The following is a 22,820-nucleotide window of genomic DNA, read 5'->3' on the forward strand; positions in this document are numbered from 1 at the left end:
ATGTCAGTATTAAGCTGTGCCAGCACTTATATGATATTTCGGATTCAAATTGATAGAGGACGAACTCTCCTCAGCGAAATCGCTGCAATGATTGAAAAAACAAGCGGAGATATTGTGGGAATTGATGTCATCTCGTCCGATCACACGTGCACCATCCACGATGTCGCTGTGAACGTATTCGATCAAGCGCACAGCCAATTGATCAGCGAGTCGCTTCAGAAGCTAAGCGGTGTCAAAATGATTCACGTGTCAGACCAGACTTTCCTCGCACATTTGGGCGGGAAGATTGAAATTGCCTCTAAAATATCGGTGAAGAACCGTGACGACTTGTCACGGGTGTATACCCCCGGTGTCGCCAGCGTATGTACGGCGATTGCGGAAGATCCGAGCAAAGCCTACTCACTGACGATCAAACGCAATACGGTCGCGGTGGTTACCGATGGATCGGCCGTTCTGGGGCTTGGCGATATCGGACCGTTAGCGGCCATGCCCGTGATGGAAGGAAAGGCTATGTTGTTCAAGGAATTCGCAGATGTGGACGCATTTCCGATTTGCCTGGACATGAAAGACCCTGACGAAATGGTTCGAACCATTAAGGCAATGGCTCCGGCATTCGGAGGCATCAATTTGGAGGATATTTCGGCACCGCGTTGCTTTGAAATCGAGGAGCGTTTGAAACAGGAGCTAGATATCCCGGTATTTCACGATGACCAGCATGGAACAGCCGTTGTCCTGTTAGCGGGTTTGTTGAATGCACTCAAAATTACCGGCAAGCAAATGTCGGAGATTAAGGTCGTTGTCAACGGCATCGGAGCAGCGGGTATCGCTTGTTCGAAAATGTTACTGTCCGCCGGCGTGAGAAATTTGATCGGTGTAGACCGTAATGGCGCTATTCATCGAAATACACATTATGGCAATCCTTATTGGACTGAGTTTGCTCAGATGACGAATCCGAACCTGGAAGTCGGCAACTTGTCCGAAGTTATCAAGAATGCGGATGTTTTTATTGGCGTATCGGCTCCGAACATTCTAACGGTGGATGACGTTCGTTCTATGGCGAAGGACCCAATCGTCTTTGCCATGGCGAACCCGATTCCGGAGATTGATCCGGAGTTGGCCCAACCTTACGTTAAAATCTTGGCAACTGGGAGGTCCGATGGTCACAATCAGATCAACAACGTGCTTTGCTTCCCGGGCATTTTCCGTGGCGCATTGGATTGCAGAGCGAGCGAAATCAACGAAGCCATGAAGCTTGCAGCCGCACAAGCGATCGCCTCCGTTGTAACAGATGAGGAACTGAACGAAACATATATTATTCCGAGCGTATTTAATCAGGAAGTGGTAAAAAAGGTTAGAGATGCTGTGATTGAAGCGGCGTATCGTACCGGGGTCGCACAAAAAGCATGAGAGATGCAAATTATGGATAAGCCCGTACGTCGTAACGAATGTACCTACTGAGCAGTTGTCGCTGAGAGTTCCTCGGCGACAACTGTTTTTTAATGGTTCAGTTCTGAAAGTTGATGGATTTTCACTATAATGAGTCAAAAGCACTAGCTAAACACAATCACACGTAAATCATAATATACAAATTTTAAAGTTACAAGTTACAAATAAGAAACGAATAATCTTGGCAGGAAAAGGGTACATATGTTATAAGCGGGACTAGAATCCTTCGAGCGAATCTAAGACAAGCATTGCAAATTCATCATAGTGTTAGAAGCTTTTTAAACAAAGGTACACCGTTTTTGGAGAAGCAACAGGCAGTCTGCTCATAGTGTGGCAGAGATAAGCTGAGTAACGGAGCGGGCAGATGGATTTCGGAGAAGCGATAGCGCTACAGCCATCAGAGAAACCATGTGTTCGAGCAGTGCGCCACACAGACCAACAGTTATGAAGTACAACCATTTTACACAAGGAGGAGGAAGTGATATGAAAATTATTATTACGCAAAAGGAAGCCGCCGATAAAGGAATCTGGACAGAGATCATGGGTATGTTCGCTGTAACCAAAGAGGACGAGGTATGGCAAAATGAAGAGTTTATTCTCACCGAAGAACAGGCACGTCAGGTCGGATTGATTAAATAGTGAGGCGTAGATAGGAAATGTAAGCAAGTTTTAAGACCAAGTCTTAAAAAATCGTAACTTCTTTTTACGTATCTGATACACTTTCTAACCTTACAACGTTTATAGTAAGTGCATAAGGGTAATGAAGCTTACAGACACCGTGTACATACCCTAACGGTAAGGAGAGATCAGACATGATGAAACTAGCTTCGAAATGGACCGTATTGGCTTTAATGATGATGTTGATTACGACGGCAGGGGCAACAGCGCAAGGCTACACGCCAGTAGCACCTGCTGAAAATCAGGAGACCGTTTATATAAACCAAATGGAGTTCCGTAACGGACAAATCTATTTGTCGGCTGACCCGATTGAATGGTATGAAGGCGTGGCAGCAGATAAGGCATTTTTGGAACATGAAGGAAATACAGGGTTGGACGGAGCACCGGACGGCTACTACATCGTGAATAATTCCGTGCAAAATGACGTGTACCAGGTTGCGCCAGATGCTTCGGTAGAGGTACAAATTTATGATCATACAGGTCATATAGAAAATACAGATGTGAAATGGAACGAATCGATCCCTCTGGCACAGTTTGAAAAAGATTTTGCCAAAAAAGATGTATTGGATCTCAGCCAATTTCCATACCATGTTACGCTGCGTGACGGTAAGGTCGTTAAAATCGTCCAACAGTTCATTCCCTAAAATAGAAGTATCGCAAAGCAGACATGTGCTTACATTTGATCGCAGATCGGTGGGAGCACTTTTTTTTGTGCAAAATTTGAACGATATTCTCAGGATAGCAAGGAGATGAAAAAGCGCATGTCGAATATGGGGAAAACAGGTTAGTGCAACGATATCACATCATTTTCTGGAGTGAAAGGAATGAAGAGATGAAGGCTGTTATAGTTGAACAATTCGGATCGCCGGAATATATGAAATATGTAGATATTGAAATTCCACCCCTTCAATCCACACTGATGTTTGGTAACTCCAGCAAAAGAAGCGCACAGCTCAAAACAAGCGATCTGTCGTTCTGTTCTTGGATTTAGTTTGAGCACGACCCGAAAAGAGCGGCCTGAAATGTTACGGGAAAATGCTGCTATACACGTAAAACAACATCCATAAAAAAAAGAGGATATCCTCCCACCAAGGGGCGGATATCCTCTTCTGTTCATATATATGGGATTAGAACGATTTTGCTGCGTCTACTGCACGTTGTACAGCGGACGCCACGATTTCTTGTGCTTGATCTGGAGCTTGGTTATGTCCTTCCAGTACAACCTTCACGATGTCTTTCACACCGAAGAAGGATAAGATGTTGCTCATGTAGTTCAAAGACATTTCAGCAGCAGCAGCAGGCCCTTCGGAATAAACGCCGCCTCTTGCATTTAACAGCACTACTTTAGTTTCAGTTATCAGACCAACTGGACCCTCAGCAGTGTATTTGAATGTTTTACCAGCTTGGTTCAAGTAGTCAATGTACGTATGCAGTACAGCTGGAATCGTCATGTTCCAAAGCGGGAAAGCGAATACGACTTTGTCTGCTGCCAGGAATTGATCCAGATATCCATTGGCTATATTTGCCAGGCGAGCTTCTTCTGCGTTCAACTCCAAGCCTCTAGCGGATTTGAACGTGCCGTTAATCATGTTGGCGTTCAAATAAGGAAGCTCGACAGAGAACAGGTCCAGTTCAGTGATTTCATCGGATGGATGGGAAGCTTTGTAGCTTTCCACGAAGGCGTTATACAATTTAACAGTTGCGGATTCTTCGGCTGTACGATCATTAGCTTTGACAAATAATACTTTAGACATGATTTATTTCCCCCTAAGTAAGTAAGTTACCTTGCAATATTACAATATAAAGATAATACATGTCAACACTTTTATATTAAATTTACTTTGAAAAGTTACTTTATTTTTTATACTGTAAAATTTATGTGTTTCTTTTGCAAAGTATCAGTTTTACGGTAAAATTTAAATATGAGCCGATTAGAAGAATGGATTCAAAAGGCGAAAAATGGAATTACCATGTAGTCAGCAGGATAGGCACAACAGATGAATGAAAAAGGTGAGTAGCTTGAATATTGGTTTTTTTGATTCAGGATTGGGTGGAATTACGGTATTATCTGAGGCCTTACGACGGCTGCCAAATGAAAATTTTGTATACTTAGCGGATACGCTTCATGTTCCTTACGGAACGAAAACACCACAAGAGGTGTGCGGATACGTCAAGGCTTCGGTACAAACTATTTTAAAAAAGGACGTTAAGGCGCTGGTCATTGCCTGCAATACAGCCACGAGTATCGCGGTTGTGGAGCTGAGGAACGAATACCAGATTCCGATTATTGGCATGGAGCCCGCGGTAAAGCCTGCGGTGGAGATGAATCGAGCGAATGGTAAAAGAGTGCTGGTGTTAGCCACGCCGTTGACGTTAAAACAATCCGGTTATGCAGCGCTGGTGTCCAGAGTTGACGATCATGGAAGTGTGGATTCGTTGCCATTGCCCGAGTTGGTTCATTATTGTGAGCAGTTAAATTTTGACCGGGCAGAAATGGCCGAATATTTTAACCGTAAGCTGGCTGTGTTCGATCTCGACTTATACGGTACGGTCGTTTTGGGATGTACACACTATCCTTTTTATAAGGAGATCTTGAAGGGGCTGCTGCCTTCCCATATTCAGCTAATCGACGGGAGCCAGGGAACGGTTAGACGGTTAAAACAAGTGTTGTCTGAACGCAATTTGCTGGCATCTCCGGCAAAAGCGGGTCAATCGCAGGAGGGGCACATTACGTTCCTGTGTACCAGCCAGGATGAGGACTATGTCCACAAAATGGAGCGTGCGCTTGAAATTTATGCGGAGCATGAAAAGATTTCTTTTTAGAGTAGGTGCGACTGGCGAACGGATTGAATCATAGCGATGAATCGAAACGTCAGTCGCGTAGTGGATTAGAGGCATGGATGGAGTGGAGGCTTTTGATGGACGTTCAACTGATCCTAAAAGAGCTTCATGAAGCAGGTGTACTTGAAGGTCATATGCAAGAACTCAAACCCTTGACTGGAGGAACTTCAGCGAAATGATTAACGTCATGGACGGAATTAGGCCGCGATATATGATCAAGCAGAATGATCCGGTTATTGTAGAAGCGGAAGCAGAATTTGTACATACTGTGTCTGGATTTTTATACTGCTGTACAAACGTATAAGTGCGCCGATCCGCCTCCGTTATTAGGTACAGCTTCAATGGAGCAAGCTGGTGGCCATCCTGAAAATCGGCATCCCGGCGGGACTGGAATGGTTGTCTTATCAACTCAGCCAAATGATGGTGACCCGGTTTGTCAGCTTCATGGGGACCACGGCGATTGCTACTCATTTTTATACGAATACGATTGTGTACTTTTTTATGGTGTTCGGAATGGCAGTGGGCGAGGGGACGGAAATTATTGTTGCTCGCCTGATAGGTGCAGGAGATAAGAAGAAGGCGTATCACCAACTGCCTGCGCAGCCTGAAATGGTCTCTGGTCATTACGATTGCGGTGATCGTAGTGGTATGCTTTTTCCGGTATGAAGTGATGGCGATCTTTACAGATGAGCCGGCGATTATTCAACTGGGAGCAGCAATTTTGGTTAATGATGGCGATCATTTCGATGTGGGGAATCAAAATTCCGTTGGCATATGTGCTGGGTATTCATCTGGGATATGGCGGTGCTTGAGGTGTGGATTGCGCATGCCTGCGATGAGTGGGTACGAGGTATTTTCCACTATCTGCGCTGGAAAGGTCGGAAGTGGCAGCACAAGTCGCTGTTGTCCAAGGCTGAACTTCAAGCGGATTCGTTGTCAGGCTGACACTTGAAGCTGTAGTTGCTCTGTCACCTCTATACACAGGCATTCTCCATGGATATTGGGGGATGTCTATTTTTTTTACAAAAATAAGGAAAAGGGGGATGTTCAAACTTTTCAAAAATTGCTAGAATATAGTAACCTCGAACAAGAGTTTCAGTAGAGGTTTTCAAAGTTTCGGTTTTGAAAGTTTTGGTTTTGAAAGTTTCAAAGACGGATGGTTTCCGATTGAATCCATGAAGGAGGGAATAGGATGGAACGTAAAGTGCATATCATTCCTTACCAAGTGATCAAGCAGGAGCAACAGGTGAATGAAATACCGCGAGGGGTAGAACTGATTCAAGCCCCTGCGGTGTGGAGCCAGACCCGAGGCCAGGGAGTGAAGGTCGCTGTGCTGGATACGGGCTGTGATGCGGACCATCCTGATTTGAAGGAACGCATTATTGGTGGCCGGAACTTCACAGATGATGATGACGGTAATCCGAATATTTTCACGGATTACAACGGTCACGGTACGCATGTAGCAGGCACAATCGCGGCAGCAGAAAATGAGAATGGTGTGGTGGGTGTCGCCCCGGAGGCGGATTTGCTCATTATCAAGGTGCTGAACAAGCAAGGCTCAGGTCAATACGACTGGATCATTCAGGGCATTCATTATGCGATTGAGCAAAAGGCAGACATCATTTCGATGTCGCTTGGCGGCCCAAAGGATATGCCTGAGCTGCATGAAGCGGTGCAGAAGGCGGTGGCAAACCAAATTTTGGTCGTCTGCGCAGCGGGTAACGAAGGAGACGGTGACGACAGAACGGACGAGTTGGGCTATCCCGGCTGCTATAATGAGGTGATCAGCGTAGGCGCTGTGAACTTTGACAGACATGCCTCCGCTTTCAGCAACTCCAATAATGAGGTGGATGTGGTTGCGCCCGGAGAAGATATTCTGTCTACCATTCCGGGAGGAAAATATGCAATCTTCAGCGGTACTTCAATGGCTACCCCGCATGTAGCGGGTGCTTTGGCACTGATTAAGCAGTTGGCGAACGCGAGCTTTGAACGAAATCTCACCGAGCCGGAGCTATACGCCCAACTGATCAAACGCACGGTTCCACTCGGCCATTCTGCTAAGCTGGAAGGCAACGGGCTGTTGTACTTAACGGCAGTAGAGGAGCTTTCCCATATTTTCGACGCTCAGCGTGTGGCGGGGATATTGAGTGCAGGATCATTAAATGTTAAATAAGCCGTAACTATGGTTATATAGCGGTTCTCCTGAGGGGGAGCCGCTTTTTTTTATGTTTCAGGACATGAACGATATTATTACAAAAACCAGTGAGCTAAGGCGTACAGGGCAGGCGGAGGAAGCGCGGAAGCTGTTATTAAAGGCATTGGAACAGGAGCAGAATGATGCCGAGCTGTGATATCAGACGGCTTGGACACATGATGCATTAGGACTGGAAAGGGAAGCTTTATCCTTTTACAAAAAAAGTCTGGGTATGACGTTATCGGCAGAATCGAGGAAGGGGCGATCCTGGGATTAGGCAGCACGTACCGTGTATTAGGAGAGTATGCCAAGGCGAAAGCGTGGCTGAAAACAGGTATGAACGAATTTTAGGATTACATGCCGTTTCGCGTATTTTATGCGATGGTGCTATACAATCTTGGGGAACATGGGAAGGTTATGCAGGGCCTGTTAACAGAGCTGGCTGGAACCACCTCGGACTCACCAACACAAGCGTACTCACGCGCAATTCAATATTATGCAAATAAGCTGGATCAGATTGAGACGTGAGTATGAAATGATGAGAAAAACAACAGATAACCACTATCGCGCACTTATTCGGAATTGCTTATAAAAAGGATCTCAGCCGGAGAGCATCAAGCATCTCTTCCGGGCTGAGATCTTTTGGTTTCATTATGAGGTAGAATCTCATTCATAAATAAAGTCGACTGTATCTTGTTGAATCATACGTTGCGATTATTGCGCACCCTCGGTAATGGCGATTTCCTCCTCCAGGTTTTCTCTGGACAGGTTAGCGGCCAAATAATCCGGTGTATCGGGCAGGACGAGGTGCAGATTGGATTTTTGACAAACACGGATTGTGCACTTGTCGACAACAAAATCAAAGACATGCCCGCCACCGGTGCGTTCATCGTTAATAAAGTGCAAATGGAACCCGGCCACTCCAATTCCTTGAGCATACGCAGGTGTCCAAAACCCGGTAATCACGCCGGAAGCGTCGTTAAAAGAGAACGTGGGCTGTGATTTGGTTGCTTCGATAAAAGGCTTGTAAGGCTTCACCTGGTGAGGCACGGTGCGTGTCTTCACTTCACGAAAATTGCCATCCATACGGAAGGCATAGAACAGATTACGGCTTGGAAACAGCTTTAGCAGCAGGGCTTCCAGCTCTTCACGATGCATGGGGCGGTCAATAGTATATGTGAAATCTTCACGGAAAAAGGTGACTGTGGAAAAGGGAGTTGTCTCTTCCGATTTTACACGATGGGCCGTACCGTTTGGAAGCAAGTGATAAAACTCACCATCGAACGCAATCATCTCTCCATTCAGTTGATCAAAGGTACCGAGCCCGAAATCCCCGTGCTTTTGCAGTTCCTTGAAGGTAACGACTCCGTCATAAAGACCATCCAGTAAAGCGAGCATGGTGGACGTTTGGTAAATATCATGATCAGCTTCTTGCTTTGTTTCCATTTCTGCAACAGTCATGGCAATACACTTCCTTTTGTGATTGGATACATTTATTTTCTTTCTTTTTCATAAAAAAACGTTAAACTACATTCATTGTCACGAAGCCGTACGATTGGGCAACTGTGAAGTCAGTTTAACTGATTGGGCAGTAGTTTACGTCCCAGCTGGATATTGTCCTGATAATCAATCGGAATATCGACGACCACGGGGCCATCGGTATGGAGTGCCTGTTGCAATACGCTTTCCAGTTCTTCAGGGGAATGCACGCGCAATCCGGTTGCCCCGAAGCTTTCGGCATATTTCACGACATCCACATCTCCGAATTCTACGCCGGACGTTCTGCCATATTTAATTTGTTGTTGAAAAGCGACCATGTCGTAGGTGCCGTCTCTCCATACGATGTGCACCAGTGGGGAGTTGAGACGTACGGCAGTTTCAAGCTCCATGGATGAGAAAAGGAATCCTCCGTCGCCGGAAATAGAAACGACTTTTTGACCGGGATTGACGAGAGTGGCAGCAATGCCCCAGGGAAGAGCTACACCTAGCGTCTGCATCCCGTTACTGAACAGAAGGCGACGCGGCTCATAGGAGCGGAAATATCGGGCCATCCAAATGTAGTGTGAACCCACATCGCAGGTGACCGTGACATTATCATCAATCAGGCTGCGCAGAGTACGAATGAATTGTAATGGATGAATCAGATAGTCGTGCTTGCGAACAGGGACGGCAGCTTGCTCGTTCAGATCGTGGCGGAGACGGTTCAGTTGGGCGCATGAGGCTTCAGACAGCTTTAATGCAGGCAATTCTTCTGCGAGACTGCGCACGATCAGGGCTATATTGCCGATCAGTTCGTAATCCGGTTGATAATCATGGTCGATATCCGCCTGATGATCATCGAGATGAATGAGGGTCCGGTTTGCAGGAATGTTCCAGTTTTTCGGATCGTATTCAATGGGGTCATAGCCAATGGTCATAACCAGATCTGCGGCTCCAAGAAGCATGTCACCTGGTTGATTGTGGAACAGACCGACTCGGCCAAAATAATGGTCCTCCAGTTCGCGGGAAATGGCCCCGGCAGCCTGGAAGGTTTCGACGACAGGCAAATCCGTATTTTGAATGAGTGCGCGGATGGCTGCTGTAGCTTCGGGAGTGCTGGCTTTCATACCGAGTAAAAGAACAGGCAGCTTGGCTTGGCTGATTTGGCCTGCTACTTGTTTGATAAGTCCGGCTGGTGCGGTTCCAAGCTGTGGAAGGGAAAGCTTCTCAATGGCGGTCACTTCGGATGACGAAGTCAACACGTCCTGAGGTAGACTGACAAAGGTTGCTCCAGGCTGTGCTGAGGTCGCAATCCGAAATGCGTTGGTGATGGCTTCTGGTATACTATCGGGATGCTCCACTTCCACACTGTATTTGGTGATAGGCTCGAATAACCCGGCGTTATCCATGGATTGGTGGGTGCGTTTCAAACGCTGGGATCTTGGGACTGCACCTGCGAGAGCGACGACGGGATCACTTTCCGCATTAGCGGTAACAAGTCCTGTAGCCAAATTCGACGCACCGGGGCCGGAGGTGACGAGACATACGCCCGGTTTGCCAGTTAGGCGACCGACGGCGGCTGCCATAAAAGCGGCATTTTGCTCGTGACGGCATACAATCAGTTCCGGGCCGCGTTCTTGAAGGACATCAAAAACCGAGTCAATCTTTGCACCTGGAATACCAAAAATGTGCGTTACACCTTGTTTAATCAAGCAATCGACAACGAGGTCAGCTCCTTTCGTATCGGTCTTAGCATGTACAGCTTGAACTTTTGTGCTCAACGCGATCACCTCTTCTTAGGAATATGATTATGAAATACTTTCAGTGTAAAACATTGGTTGTATATGACAATTATAATACAATAACTGGTACTTTCAAGAGCAAAATTTTCTGAAAAAGAGCAAATATATAAAAAAACGTTTTCAAAGCGCGGTTTAAGTAGGAAAAATAAAAAGTGCAGAGATTTGGAAATAAAGGATTTTCAAACAACGCTCATGCTCTAAAATAAGTGAGGGTCATTTTATTAAAAGTGACAAGATGAAGGGGAAGAAGGAGTGAAAGTTGAAACATAAAATTTAAGGAGAAGTAATCAAAGGTGGTTTGACATTCAGGCATGGTATTATAGCGTTATCATCTGATATAACAGGTAACCTGCTATGTTTTATAGAATGCTGTTGCCGAATAGCAGCAAGATTGAATTCTTTTTGTTCACGTTAACAATTCTATAGTGATTATTCCATATGATTCACTTGGCGCATTGTGCCTTCGAATGTATATATTTTCACCATTCTGGCCAAGATTTTGTTCATTGGTATTAGTATTCCTAACGGGTGTCTCTATCTGGCTATTGCCCTGCTCATTGCCATGCTGGTGATCGGTAAAATGTACAAGCTGACAGACAGCAGACAGGCAGAAAGGGTTCAAGAACTACAGCGTCGACATGCTGATAACCGCGTATAATTTGTGAAAGTCTTCTTTTCCGGGCGGCTCCTGTGGTATGGTGGGTATATAATTTTTTGAGCCTCAGTAAAGAAAGGATACGTATATGGCAGCTACCATTAAAGACATTGCCAAATTGGCGAATGTTTCCCATACGACCGTCTCCCGGGCGCTCAACAACAGCCCGCTGATCAAAGAAGATACCAAACGCAAAATTATGGAGCTGGCGGAGCAACTCAATTACATTCCGAATTTTAACGCCAAAAGCCTTGTCCTCCAGCGCTCACATACGATTGGCCTGTTTTTCACCAGTATTTCGGAAGGGACCAGCTCCAGCTTTTTTGCGGATACCATCCGTGGAGTGAATCATGTCATCGGGGTGGATTACAATCTGTTTGTGCGAGGGATTGACGATTACGCCGATTTTTCGGCCATTCACCGCAAGCGTTTTGACGGCATCATCCTGATGAGTCAGAGCGAGGCGGACAACCCGTTTATTTATCATGTGCTCGGTCAGGGCATTCCGCTCGTCGTGCTGAATCGGCAGGTGTCCGGGGCAGGCATTGTGAATGTTATTTGCAACGATAAGGAAGGGTCTTATGCGGCAGTTACCTTTCTCATTGAAAGCGGGCATGAACGCATCGCGATCATTGCAGGGGTAGAAGGCTTTAAGTCAACCCAGCAACGGCCTGAAGGTTTCATGAATGCGCTGATGGACAGCGGCAAGCCGATTCGGCACGAATACATCGTGCATGGTCATTATGACACCGAAAGCGGAAGCCAAGCGATGAAGCAGTTGCTTTCCTTGGAGGAACCACCGACGGCGGTGGTTTGCTCTAACGATGACATGGCCATCGGGGCGATGAACGCGGTATTCGAGCATGGCTTGAAGGTACCGGAGGATGTCTCTGTCATTGGATTTGGCGATATCGGCTTTTCGATGTATACGAACCCGCCGTTAACGACGGTCAAAAGACCGATTGACCAGATTAGCGCGCGTGGAGCCGCCTGCATTATGGAACGAATCCAGTCACCGTCGAATGAGGGCGAGCTTATATTTATGGAAACCGCGCTCATGAAGCGGAAATCGACGGCAGTCAGGCAACGTTAAATCTTGATTTTTCTGGAAAAAGACAGACCCCAAAGGGCAGGTTCAGTGCATGACGCGCTGTTCCTGCCCTTTGGTATTCAAGTCTGTGCGAGTGTGGCGGCTTTTATCGTAAAAGATTAGTTTTCGCCAGTTCAACAATTTCGTCACCGCGCCCGTTCAGCACAGCTTTCATCATCCACAATGTAAAACTTCAGCCTGTTTGAGATTAATTTTGGGCGGCATGGATAGCTCCTGACGATTGACTACTACATCCGCGACTACAGGGCTATCGTGATCCAATGCCTGTTGAACCGCGTTCTCCAGCATCACCGGATCTTCGACTCGAATTCCCTTGAGACCCATGGCTTCCGCCACAGCGCCAAAATCAGGATTCACCAGCTCGGTGCCATTTTCCAGAAAACCGGCTGCTTTCATTTCCAGCTCAACAAAACCGAGGGTGCCGTTATTGAAAACAATGACTTTTACAGGTAACTGATGCTGTTTCAGGGTGAGCAGATCGCCCATCAGCATCGTCAGTCCGCCATCCCCAGAGAGGGCAATCACCTGTCAGTCGGGCTCAGTGGCTTGTGCCCCGATCGCTTGCGGCAATGCACTTGCCATCGTTCCGTGATTGAAGGAGCCGATCAGTCGGCGTTGGCCGTTCATTTGCAAATAACGTGCTGCCCACACGGTAGGCGTACCAACATCACAGGTGAAAATGGCATTTTCATGCGCGGCGTCACTGACGATCTTGGTGAGATATTGCGGATGGATCGGCGTATGACCTGGTTTACCAACCGCCAGTTCATCCAACTCCTGACGCACCTTGGTATAGTGGGAGACGGTTTTTTCCAAATGCTTGGTATCATGCTTTGTCGTTAAAAGAGGAAGTAGCATTTCGAGTGTTGCTTTTACATCCCCGCACAGCCCATACGTTAAAGGAGTGCGTCTGCCGAGGTGGACAGGCTCAATATCCACTTGCAGCACAACTGCATTTTCGGGATAAAACTGTCTGTAAGGAAAATCTGTTCCGAGCATGAGCAGGACGTCACAATCCATCATTGCATGGTACCCGGAAGAATATCCAACCAGAATGTTGTTGAAATTATTAAGGTAATAATGGGAGGTTACTCCGGATGAAACAAGTAGATGAGCTAGAACAACTAAACAGAAAAAACTTTATCGTGACAGACCGCATCCTGAGAGGGTGCTGCAATTTGGGGAAGGGAATTTCCTGCGTGCTTTTGTAGATTGGCCGGGAACAGCGCGCCCAGAGCATAAGCAAGGAGGAAACCGAAATGCTGGAATTCATTCAAATCCATGATCAAGATAACGTGGCGGAATTCATTCCGCTTCCTTTTTCGTTTGAATATTTCTAAATAGGCGTGCTAGACTTAGGGGAAACACACCGAATTGCGTAAGGAATTGGAGGAAATAAAGTGCAAAATGCAATTATTGCTTATCGGGAAGAAAACCATGATCAGCTGGTAGATATTTGGCATCGGGCTGTACGCCGGACACACACTTTTTTAGAGGAAAAGGACATTCAATTTTATTATCAAATCGTACGAAATGGCGCTCTTAGAGAAGTGGAAATCTGGATGGATTGGAATGAAAGTGACGGTCCAACGGGTTTTATCGGGTTGGACGGACCTAAAATAGAGATGCTATTCGTCGATCCGGAGCGGCACGGACAAGGCATAGGCCGCCGGCTTATTCAGCATGCCAGGGAAATAAAGGGGACACAACTCAAGGTAGGCGTGAATGAGCAAAATGAAAAAGCGCATGCTTTTTACAAGCATTTAGGCTTTGTTCAAACAGGGCGATCTGAACTGGATGGATCAGGCCGGGCATTTCCTTTGCTTCATATGCAGTGGAATCAGTGACCGAAGGCCATCCGCCCTCCATTTTCAAAATTGGAATATATTATCATAATATTCTTGCCACACGTTTGATTTTATGATATAACTTAATTAAGTAATAAATACGTAATTAAGTTGTGTTTTAGGTGGAATGCAGCTCATGCTTTGGTTTGATGAGTACTAATAGTCGGACATGGAGGTGGGTAGGGTGGATGATCTTGTTCACTCCGACATCACAGATTTAGACACACTTGTTAACATGATTAAGCTGTCATTTTCATTTGCAGACGGAGCTGACATGATTGCTTTATGTGATCATCTGTATAACCATGCCAGCCAAAAGTATCAGGAGCTGCAGCTTTATAAAGCGCGCAAGAAGCCTGTACAACTCATACATAACAAACGGCCGCTAGTATATTACTACGGCTACAGTCATCTTATGAAAGGTATGACCTTCCAAAAACAGGGCAATTATGAAGCCGCCCGGGATTGTATCGAAAAATACGCGGAATTGGGATGGTTTAATGGTCTTGATCCTCACGGGGAAGCGGAAGTCGAGTATTATCGCCATGCCGCCAAAGCCAATCTGTATGCCCTTGATATTTTGTCAGGCCGTTTTGAAGTGATGCAGGAATACGTTCAATTTCTTCAGGACAATCCGGAAGAACTGTTACCGGGGCTTCTTTCCATCGTAGAGGGGGCATACAGGCACGACTATCCTTTAGAGGCTGTGCTTGAACCCTTTGCGGAACAAATTGACGATTTCAAATATCTCGAAGAGCCTGTGAATGTATCTTATTATTTTCGCTTTTGCTATCAATTGTCTCTCTACTATATCAAGCAGCAGCAATTTACGGTTGCGCTGAACTATATTCTGCAATCCCTCATGTTGTCAGATACCCTGGGTATGGAACATGAGCATGAGTTTAGGAAGTGTACCGCCATTTTTGAGATTTTCAGATCCCAAGCTACGGCAACACAGCAAGATCAATATATAACTATTTTAAAAGGAGTGTTGAAGGATGAACAAATTGATTTCACAGTCTCTGTCGCTCAGTCTGTTTAGCTTGCTGGTGTTTGTTACAAGTCATGATCTCATTACAGTGTTCTATCATGGAGCAAATCATTAATTGGACAGAAGTAAGTAGAAAAGAAGCTCTCTGACAGCTAGTTATTTGATGTGAAAGCATGCTAAATAGCAAGTAAGCTCATTAGGAACCGGGCTTGCTTGCTATTTGGCGTTTTATGAAGACTAAGCTTAAGCAGTTGTAGGCTTATGCAGAACACCCTGCTCTGATGGATGCAATGAAATTTTCAACTGCTGGTAGGCTGGGAAAGTTTCTTCCATATGGTATGGACTGCTCTTTAGGGCCCCATCCAATGCCTGTAGCAAGGAGCTCACGAACTGCTCTGGAGAAAAGAAAATACTTTGCCCGACCATATGAATGTGAAGCTCGTTATGGTCACGGTTGCTCACCGACAAGAGCAATCCCCGACCCTGAAAACCAGTGCCGATGGCTCGTACCTTATTTATGCCCGAAAGCAGCATTTCCGTTTTCAACGCACGACCTTGTTCCTCTATAAACACGGAAATCAGGCGTTTATCCGTCACGATAAGAATTTGGTTCCCCCGAAACGTATGGGTAAGATGCACAAAATCTTTATACACTCCAATTGCCTGCTCATCAGGAGAGATGATCCCCAAACGCACAAACTCAGCTAACTTGGCAGCATCGGGCTCCTGATGATTTTTAATCCGTTTCTTGATACTGAACTGAATAGTGAGGATACACATGATAGTTATGAGAAAAGAAGTCAGCGGGATGTTGAACACGAAGAACATCAGGGCGATAGAGATGCCTACAACCCATTGTGCCCAGGTGAGATAACGCAGCTTTTGTTGAACAGTGCGGCGATAGTAACGGTAGCCCTTTCCAGGTTGGTATTCCGAAGCAAACTGGTTCATACCGCGCATTATCCTTAAAGCATAGATCGATAAAACCGTAATTGCCAACGAAATGAGCATCATAAGCCATTCTTGAGCCGCAATGCTAACTAAAGTACACAGACCAAACAAGATGATCCCCACCCAGCAGGCCACCTTTTTAATCCATATCTGTTTTTGAATCGAACGAACTAACTCTTCCATTTTTTAATCCTCCTGATCTAGATGTAATAGGTAATGATTGGAATTACATATAGGCTTATCGTACCATTGAATAGTCTTTTTCGTAAATCATAGATTGTAAAAAAGATTGATACTATTCATGAACAGCGGGGTTAGAGCATTTTTGGGCCTTTCTGGAGGATGATAATTGTTGGTATGTTGTCAAAAATACGCTGGGCATCAGTCTGCTCAAACTGGCAATCGGGTTCCCGTTGTCCATTCTATTTGATCTGTTCCTGAATAAAATCTATGAAGAAAACCTTAAGAAAATCAAGCAGTTTGCCAAATGATCTGATTCATTGAATCCATAAGGGTGTGATTTCATGCCCAGCAGTTTCGAGTGAGGAAGCACACGGGTAATTAGAAGTAAGAATGCGGAAAACTTCACTGCCTTTTTACCCTTATCCTGATATAATGATGATAAGTATAACCATGGCCTTCAAACAAAGGTTTTTACACGAATCAGATGAATCTCCGGACGGAAGGGGAGAGCATATGGTTATCTATGAAACGGACCAAGCTTATATGATGACGACGCAGCATGACCATGCCCATATTTCAGGTGATTTGGCTTCACGGTGGGAAGAAAGTGCTTTTAAGAATAGACGGCATAAGCAGGATTTTGTATATGCAGCACGGGAGCATGACCGGGGATGGATTGAGTTGGACGCCGCTCCTTTCTGGAATGACCAAGTGTCTGCACCCTATACGTTTATTGATTTTCCACTCAGTCCACGTTTGGTGTTCTATCGTCTCGGGATTGATGAAGTCGAGCAAGTGAATTCCTATGCCGCACTGCTGTGCAGCCTGATGTACAAGGAGCTAGTCGGACGGACCGAGCATAAGGATGCTCAGGACAAGCAAGTGATGCGTGCTTATCAGGAGGCGGAGGAACAGCGTCGGCACAGGCTCAAACGGGAGATGTCATTTGGTGTAACCTTTGACCATCAGGTGCGGACGGATGTACGCAGAATGTTGTTCTGCGACGAATTGAGTCTGTTTCTGTGTAGCCGGGAGCCGGGTACACCTGCCGCAGATTATGAATGGTTCGCTGACGGCTTGAGCTTTCCGGCGGTTCGCCATGATTGCGGGCGAGTCCGGGCCGAGTGGCTGTCGAATCAGGCTGTAGGCCTTTCCTTTTTCCCTTTTACATGCAAGGTGGGAATAACCCATACCTTCAAAAAGATAGATAAAGAGCAAATTCGTACAGCAGGTCTTTTACAGGCCTACCGATCTTCCGAATGGATGCATCGAACCTTTACCGTCGAACATATTATGGAAGTAGAGGAACATCAGGAGAATGCCTGACCGTCTTCCAATATTGCTTCGAACGGGGATTTCGTTCGTGGACGCAGAGGAAGTCAGAAGAGAGCCTCCCTGAATGACCATTCAGAGAGGCTCTCTTAAAGATTTACCATTTTGTAATTCTCGCGTGGTGGATCAAGGTCTGCGCCTTGTTCAATACCTTATCGCCGCCCCTTTATTTTTCAACAGATATTCAACACCCATTCCCAATGCAGCTACCACCAGTTTTCTAGTCTTCATGATTCATGCCTCCTTATGCTCATGTTTTCATACACTAACGAGTTAAAATCATCCAAAATGTGAAATGATGAACGAGATTTCACGATTTAGTGCTTCATTGCGCCCGTTCCGCATAACTATGATTTTACCCTTTCTATCAAATCTTACCCGTTCCTTTGGCCATGAAACGATTACGACTGCCTATTCACGTTTAATGGATATTATCAAGTATCCTGCCGCAATGGCTTCAGATGCACATGACAGGGAGGTCTTTGTTATGAGAAAGAAGGAAGTAGTTGCCATGCTGCTCGCAGGCGGACAAGGCAAAAGACTCAAAGGACTGACCCGTACACTTGCCAAACCGGCTGTTTTTTTTGGAGGGACCTACCGCATCATTGATTTTCCCCTCAGCAATTGCACTCATTCCGGTATTGATACTGTGGGCGTGCTGACCCAATATGAACCGATGGTGCTTCATTCCTATATCGGTGTCGGCAGCGACTGGGATTTGGACCGTCTGGATGGAGGAGTTTTCGTTTTGCCTCCCCACGAGAAGGAGAATGGAAACAACTGGTATCGAGGTACGGCGGATGCTATTTATCGGAACCTGCATTTTTTGGATCAATATGACCCGGAGCATGTACTCATTTTGTCAGGAGATCACATTTATAAAATGGATTACAGTCGCATGCTCGACTATCACAAGGAAAAGGGAGCAGACTGCACCATTTCCGTCATCGACGTCACGATTCAGGAAGCCAAACGATTCGGGATTCTCAACGCCGATGATGATCTGAAAATATACGACTTTGAGGAAAAGCCGGAACAGCCGAAAAGCACGCTGGCCTCCATGGGCATTTATTTATTCAAATGGGAGGTGCTGCGCCGATATCTGCTAGAGGACGCGAGCAATGCTGAATCCTCGCATGATTTTGGCAAGGATATCATTCCGTTGCTGCTCCATCATGGGCGTTCGCTGTATGCGTACCCGTTTGCCGGGTACTGGAAGGATGTAGGCACCCTTCAGAGCCTGTGGGAGTCCAACATGGATCTGCTGGCTCAGGACCCGCCTCTGGGTCTGAACGACCCCTTCTGGCGCATCTATACCCGTAGCCCTAATCAACCAGCTCAGTATATAACCCAACGGGCGATTCTGAAAAACAGCATCGTGAATGAAGGCTGCATGGTGGACGGAGAGGTCAGGCATTCCGTGCTATTTTATGGAGTTGAGGTAGGTGAAGGGAGTGTTATTACCGATTCTGTCATTATGCCGAACGTCAAAATTGGCCGCAATGTACGTATTCACCGGGCCATCGTGAGCGAAAACATAATCATTGAAGACAACGCAGTCATTGGATATGAGGGCAGCTCGGATGAAATTATTTTGTTCGATCAGGAAAGTCATCTTCATGTACGAATATAACCTGGATAAGGACGGTGTCCGCTATGAGCCGACTCATTGGAGTCATCAACCTGGATCACGAACTGGATCAATTGAAGGAGTTGACCTATTTCCGGTGCGGGGCCGCAGTACCCTTTGCCAGTCGATATCGGCTCATTGATTTTGCCTTATCCAATATGATGCATGCAGGGGTGCATGATATCGCACTGTTCATCCGCCGCAAATACCGTTCGTTACTGGATCATCTGGGTGAAGGACGGCCTTGGGATTTGGATCGCAGACGGGGTGGGCTGTTTATTTTGCCACCGGACTGGAATGATCCGACGGATGCATCACTTGGAGATTTGCAGCATGTACACAACAATCTAGACTTTTTTCATCGCTCATCGGGTCAGACTATTGTTCACGCCGGAACCCAGCAGGTGAACAAGGTTGATATCAAGGATGTATATCGTTACCATCGGGAGAAGAATGCGGACGTCACCCTTGTGTACAAACCAATAGATCAGCTCGAATCTGAGCATGCTCCCTGTGTTCGATTGGAGATTGATGAGGACGGACGGGTGACGGGCATCCATCAGGAGCAGGATCATCATAATATTTATCTGGAAATTTTCGTCATGGACAAAAGTCTGTATCTCGATCAGGTAAAGCATTGCATTGCTCATCAGGATAACCATTTTTTCCGGGATGCCATTCAGAAAAACCCAAGCGGCCTGCGCATTTATGCATATCCCTATGAAGGCTATCATGCAGTGATTAATTCCGTTGAGAGCTACTATAAAAATAGCATGAAGCTGCTGGATCAGCAGCAGTATCAAGCACTGTTCCAGAACCAGCCGGTGCATACCAAAATCAAATATGAAGCCCCGACCCGTTATACGGATACCGCTGAGGTGGATCATTCGCTTATCGCCAACGGTTGCACGATTGGGGGCAAGGTGAAGAACAGCATCCTTTTTCGCGGAGTACGGGTGGAGGAGGGCGCACGGGTAAGCAACTCGATCATTATGCAGAAATGTCTCATCCGTAAAGGCGCAGTGGTGGAGAATGTGATTTTGGATAAGGATGTGCAGCTTACACCGGATCGTACCCTGATCGGAGACGCCAGAGTTCCCTATGTCATTGCCAAAAATAGCGTGATTTAAAAATATAATTTAGCATTTAAAACGGAAATAACAGGAGGTCACACCTTTGTTCAGCAATAAAGAAGCATTTAAGCAGGCTTTTCGAGAGCAACTGGTCGGAAGGTTGGGCAAGCCGATGCAGGAAGCTCAGGCGGAAGACATATACAAGATTTTGGGCGGTATGATCCGCGAACAAGTCGGCAAGAATTGGGCGGAAACGAACCAAGTCTATAAAGAAGGACAGGAGAAGCAGGTCTATTACTTTTCACTGGAATTTTTGATAGGCCGTCTGCTGGGCAGCAATTTGCTGAATTTGGGCGTGCTGGATATGGTCCGGCAGGCACTGGGAGAGCTGGGCTGGGATCTGGAAGAGATTGAAGAACAGGAGGCGGACGCGGGGCTGGGCAATGGCGGTCTCGGCCGTCTGGCGGCTTGCTTCATGGATTCGTTGGCATCCCTTGGCTATGCAGGACATGGCTGCGGCATCCGTTACAAGTACGGTCTGTTCGAGCAGCGGATTGTGGACGGAAACCAGGTCGAGCTGCCGGATTACTGGCTGCAAAAAGGAAACGTCTGGGAAGAACGCCGCCCCGACAAGAAGGCCGGGGTTCAGTTCTGGGGACGTGTGGAAACTCGGGAGGCGGACGGTCGTCTTGTATTTGAGACACAGGATGCGGAGACGGTCTGGGCTGTTCCGTACGATATTCCGCTTGTGGGCTATGGACATACGCAGGTGAATACGCTGCGGATCTGGAGCGCCGAATCAGCGCTCGACCCCGTTCGAGGGCCGATTCGGGGCGAGGGCGGCTACTATCGCTTTCTCGACTATAATCGCTCGGTAGAATCCATTTCGGCGTTCCTATACCCGGACGATTCGAATTATGAGGGCAAGCTGCTTCGCTTAAAGCAGCAGTATTTTCTCTGCTCGGCCGGCTTGCAAAGTATTTTGCGGACGTTTGAGAAGCTGCGATTGCCCTATAACCAGTTGCCTGACAAAATAGCGCTGCATATTAACGATACACATCCTACGCTCGTTATACCGGAGTTGATGCGTATTTTAATGGACGTGAAGGGCTTGGGCTGGGATGAAGCGTGGGATATTACGACGCGGACGGTTTCGTATACGAATCATACGATATTGAGCGAGGCGCTGGAGCAATGGCCTGTCAATATGGTGCGGGAGCTGCTTCCGCGTGTTTTCTTGATCATTGAAGAAATTAACAAGCGCTATTGTGCCATGCTGCTGGAGCGTTATCCGGGACAGGACATTAAAATTGGTGAAATGGCGATTATTCACGGTGAGCAAATTCGGATGGCCCATCTGGCAATCGTCGGCAGCTACAGCGTCAACGGGGTGGCTGCGCTGCATACGCAAATTTTGAAGGAGCGGGAAATGAAGCCGTTTCATAAGCTGTACCCGGGACGTTTTAACAATAAAACGAACGGGATTGCTCATCGCCGCTGGCTTATGCACGCAAATCCCGAGCTGGCAAGCTTGTATGATGAAACGATAGGCACACGCTGGAGAACCCGCCCACGCGAGTTGATCGACCTGCTTCGTTACAGCGGGGACGAGTCGTTCAGGGAACGGATACAGGCGATTAAGCAAAGTAATAAAGTCAGGCTCGCCAAGCATGTTTTTGCTAAACAGGGCGTGCGACTGGATACGTCCTCAATTTTTGATGTACAGGTCAAACGACTGCATGGATATAAGCGACAATTGCTTAATATTTTGCATGTGATGCACGTTTACAATCAGCTCAAACATAATCCTTCCCTGGATGTGGAGCCGCGCACGTTTATTTTTGGAGCTAAAGCTGCTCCCAGCTATTATCTTGCCAAGCAGACGATTAAGCTCATTAACAACGTGGCGGACACGATCAATCGGGATGTGGATGTCAGGGACAAGCTGAAAGTCGTTTTTCTGGAAAATTATTCGGTTTCGCTGGCCGAGCTGATTATTCCTGCGGCGGATGTCAGTGAGCAGATTTCCACGGCGGGCAAGGAAGCTTCGGGCACCGGAAACATGAAATTTATGATGAACGGTGCGCTCACCCTGGGTACGTTGGACGGAGCCAATGTAGAAATGCATGAAATGGTGGGCGACGCCAATATGTTTATTTTTGGACTGAAGGTGGATCAGATCGAGGCGTATTACCGGGACGGACAGTATTCAGCGCGTAAAACAGCCAACAGTGACGAACGGCTGCGTGAAGTGCTGGATCAACTGGTAAACGATGCTCCTTTTACGCGGCATGAGCGAGAATTTGACGCTATTTATCAATCCCTGATTGACCATAATGACGAATACTTTGTGCTCAAGGACTTTGCCGCTTATGTAGATACTCAGGTGCATATCGAGCAGGTGTACCGGAATCCGTCCGAGTGGACGCGGCGTGCTATTGTAAATATGGCTCATTCCGGAAAGTTTTCCAGTGATTGTACAATTCAGCAGTACGCGGCGGATATTTGGGACATTGTACCTCTCCAAAACGATGTCAACAAGCGAATCTTGTCCTAAAATGGTGAAACAAGCGGAATGGCATTGCTTTTCGAACGCTGAGGGTTATA

At 46.6% G+C, this 22,820-nt stretch carries 21 protein-coding genes and 4 pseudogenes; 19 read left to right on the forward strand and 6 right to left on the reverse strand.

Annotation, left to right across the window (positions count from 1 at the left end; genetic code table 11):
* Positions 1–30: 30 nt before the first annotated feature.
* The 3 genes from ACWGOO_RS17025 (at position 31) to ACWGOO_RS17035 (ending at position 2,768) form a co-directional block, all read left to right on the forward strand.
* Positions 31–1,407, forward strand: a complete 1,377-nt coding sequence (locus ACWGOO_RS17025; protein ID WP_452485464.1) for a malic enzyme-like NAD(P)-binding protein — start codon at positions 31–33, stop codon at positions 1,405–1,407.
* 522 nt (positions 1,408–1,929) lie between these two features.
* The gene (locus ACWGOO_RS17030) at positions 1,930–2,085 is read left to right on the forward strand and encodes a hypothetical protein (RefSeq protein ID WP_170970838.1); all 156 of its coding nucleotides are present in this window, start codon (positions 1,930–1,932) and stop codon (positions 2,083–2,085) included.
* A gap of 173 nt (positions 2,086–2,258) precedes the next feature.
* Positions 2,259–2,768, forward strand: coding sequence for a hypothetical protein (locus tag ACWGOO_RS17035; protein ID WP_452485320.1), 510 nt, complete (start codon positions 2,259–2,261; stop codon positions 2,766–2,768).
* A 483-nt stretch (positions 2,769–3,251) separates the two neighbouring features.
* Here the strand turns inward: ACWGOO_RS17035 and ACWGOO_RS17040 are convergent, their stop codons facing one another.
* The gene (locus ACWGOO_RS17040) at positions 3,252–3,878 is read right to left on the reverse strand and encodes an FMN-dependent NADH-azoreductase (protein WP_452485322.1); all 627 of its coding nucleotides are present in this window, start codon (positions 3,876–3,878) and stop codon (positions 3,252–3,254) included.
* A 247-nt stretch (positions 3,879–4,125) separates the two neighbouring features.
* On the opposite strand from ACWGOO_RS17040, the gene murI reads away from it, so the two are divergent.
* The 7 genes and pseudogenes from murI to ACWGOO_RS17075 all read left to right on the forward strand — a co-directional run bounded on the left by murI (position 4,126) and on the right by ACWGOO_RS17075 (position 7,687).
* Positions 4,126–4,947: a glutamate racemase gene (gene murI, locus ACWGOO_RS17045; protein WP_452485324.1), complete on the forward strand. Its 822-nt coding sequence runs from the start codon at positions 4,126–4,128 to the stop codon at positions 4,945–4,947.
* Positions 4,948–5,140: 193 nt separating this feature from the next.
* The gene (locus ACWGOO_RS17050; protein ID WP_452485326.1) at positions 5,141–5,269 is read left to right on the forward strand and encodes a hypothetical protein; all 129 of its coding nucleotides are present in this window, start codon (positions 5,141–5,143) and stop codon (positions 5,267–5,269) included.
* A 50-nt stretch (positions 5,270–5,319) separates the two neighbouring features.
* Positions 5,320–5,631: an MATE family efflux transporter gene (locus ACWGOO_RS17055; RefSeq protein WP_452485328.1), complete on the forward strand. Its 312-nt coding sequence runs from the start codon at positions 5,320–5,322 to the stop codon at positions 5,629–5,631.
* A 20-nt stretch (positions 5,632–5,651) separates the two neighbouring features.
* Positions 5,652–5,777 (forward strand): hypothetical protein, encoded by a 126-nt coding sequence (locus tag ACWGOO_RS17060; RefSeq protein WP_452485330.1) that lies wholly within the window; start codon positions 5,652–5,654, stop codon positions 5,775–5,777.
* Entirely contained in the window at positions 5,764–5,910 is a 147-nt protein-coding gene (locus ACWGOO_RS17065; RefSeq protein ID WP_452485332.1) for a hypothetical protein, read from the forward strand. Before ACWGOO_RS17060 ends, ACWGOO_RS17065 begins: the two co-directional genes overlap by 14 nt.
* A gap of 247 nt (positions 5,911–6,157) precedes the next feature.
* Complete coding sequence (locus ACWGOO_RS17070; RefSeq protein ID WP_452485334.1) at positions 6,158–7,138, forward strand: S8 family peptidase; 981 nt, start codon at positions 6,158–6,160, stop codon at positions 7,136–7,138.
* Positions 7,139–7,202: 64 nt separating this feature from the next.
* Positions 7,203–7,687: pseudogene (locus ACWGOO_RS17075) on the forward strand (tetratricopeptide repeat protein).
* 186 nt (positions 7,688–7,873) lie between these two features.
* Here ACWGOO_RS17075 and budA read toward each other — a convergent pair.
* Together budA and alsS are read right to left on the reverse strand one after the other, a co-directional pair.
* Positions 7,874–8,620 (reverse strand): acetolactate decarboxylase, encoded by a 747-nt coding sequence (gene budA / locus ACWGOO_RS17080; RefSeq protein WP_452485335.1) that lies wholly within the window; start codon positions 8,618–8,620, stop codon positions 7,874–7,876.
* Positions 8,621–8,730: 110 nt separating this feature from the next.
* Positions 8,731–10,428: an acetolactate synthase AlsS gene (alsS, locus tag ACWGOO_RS17085; RefSeq protein ID WP_452485337.1), complete on the reverse strand. Its 1,698-nt coding sequence runs from the start codon at positions 10,426–10,428 to the stop codon at positions 8,731–8,733.
* Between the two features lie 466 nt (positions 10,429–10,894).
* On the opposite strand from alsS, the pseudogene ACWGOO_RS17090 reads away from it, so the two are divergent.
* Both ACWGOO_RS17090 and ACWGOO_RS17095 read left to right on the forward strand, forming a co-directional pair.
* Positions 10,895–11,098 (forward strand): annotated as a pseudogene (locus ACWGOO_RS17090) (MFS transporter); the annotation flags it as partial.
* A gap of 85 nt (positions 11,099–11,183) precedes the next feature.
* A complete protein-coding gene (locus tag ACWGOO_RS17095; RefSeq protein ID WP_452485339.1) occupies positions 11,184–12,188 on the forward strand; it encodes a LacI family DNA-binding transcriptional regulator in 1,005 nt (334 codons plus the stop codon).
* Positions 12,189–12,291: 103 nt separating this feature from the next.
* Here the strand turns inward: ACWGOO_RS17095 and ACWGOO_RS17100 are convergent.
* Positions 12,292–13,259 (reverse strand): annotated as a pseudogene (locus tag ACWGOO_RS17100) (thiamine pyrophosphate-dependent enzyme); the annotation flags it as partial.
* A 71-nt stretch (positions 13,260–13,330) separates the two neighbouring features.
* Positions 13,331–13,489: a hypothetical protein gene (locus ACWGOO_RS17105; protein ID WP_452485473.1), complete on the reverse strand. Its 159-nt coding sequence runs from the start codon at positions 13,487–13,489 to the stop codon at positions 13,331–13,333.
* Between the two features lie 117 nt (positions 13,490–13,606).
* Here ACWGOO_RS17105 and ACWGOO_RS17110 point away from each other — a divergent pair, with 117 nt between their 5' ends.
* Complete coding sequence (locus tag ACWGOO_RS17110) at positions 13,607–14,053, forward strand: acetyltransferase (protein WP_452485341.1); 447 nt, start codon at positions 13,607–13,609, stop codon at positions 14,051–14,053.
* Between the two features lie 184 nt (positions 14,054–14,237).
* On the forward strand, positions 14,238–15,095 hold the full coding sequence (locus ACWGOO_RS17115) for a DNA-binding protein (protein WP_452485343.1): 858 nt from the start codon (positions 14,238–14,240) through the stop codon (positions 15,093–15,095).
* A 192-nt stretch (positions 15,096–15,287) separates the two neighbouring features.
* Here the strand turns inward: ACWGOO_RS17115 and ACWGOO_RS17120 are convergent, their stop codons facing one another.
* Positions 15,288–16,178, reverse strand: coding sequence for a hypothetical protein (locus tag ACWGOO_RS17120; protein WP_452485345.1), 891 nt, complete (start codon positions 16,176–16,178; stop codon positions 15,288–15,290).
* A 125-nt stretch (positions 16,179–16,303) separates the two neighbouring features.
* On the opposite strand from ACWGOO_RS17120, the pseudogene ACWGOO_RS17125 reads away from it, so the two are divergent.
* The 5 genes and pseudogenes from ACWGOO_RS17125 to ACWGOO_RS17145 form a co-directional block, all read left to right on the forward strand.
* Positions 16,304–16,465: pseudogene (locus tag ACWGOO_RS17125) on the forward strand (sugar ABC transporter permease); the annotation flags it as partial.
* Positions 16,466–16,691: 226 nt separating this feature from the next.
* Positions 16,692–17,504: a DUF3891 family protein gene (locus ACWGOO_RS17130; protein WP_452485347.1), complete on the forward strand. Its 813-nt coding sequence runs from the start codon at positions 16,692–16,694 to the stop codon at positions 17,502–17,504.
* A gap of 493 nt (positions 17,505–17,997) precedes the next feature.
* Positions 17,998–19,143 carry a glucose-1-phosphate adenylyltransferase gene (locus tag ACWGOO_RS17135; RefSeq protein WP_452485349.1) on the forward strand — a complete coding sequence of 382 codons (1,146 nt, stop codon included), beginning with the start codon at positions 17,998–18,000 and terminating at the stop codon, positions 19,141–19,143.
* Positions 19,144–19,166: 23 nt separating this feature from the next.
* Positions 19,167–20,270, forward strand: coding sequence for a glucose-1-phosphate adenylyltransferase subunit GlgD (glgD, locus tag ACWGOO_RS17140; protein ID WP_452485350.1), 1,104 nt, complete (start codon positions 19,167–19,169; stop codon positions 20,268–20,270).
* Positions 20,271–20,316: 46 nt separating this feature from the next.
* Entirely contained in the window at positions 20,317–22,770 is a 2,454-nt protein-coding gene (locus tag ACWGOO_RS17145; RefSeq protein ID WP_452485352.1) for a glycogen/starch/alpha-glucan phosphorylase, read from the forward strand.
* The last annotated feature ends 50 nt before the right edge of the window (positions 22,771–22,820 follow it).

This window comes from Paenibacillus sp. NPDC055715, assembly GCF_053617595.1.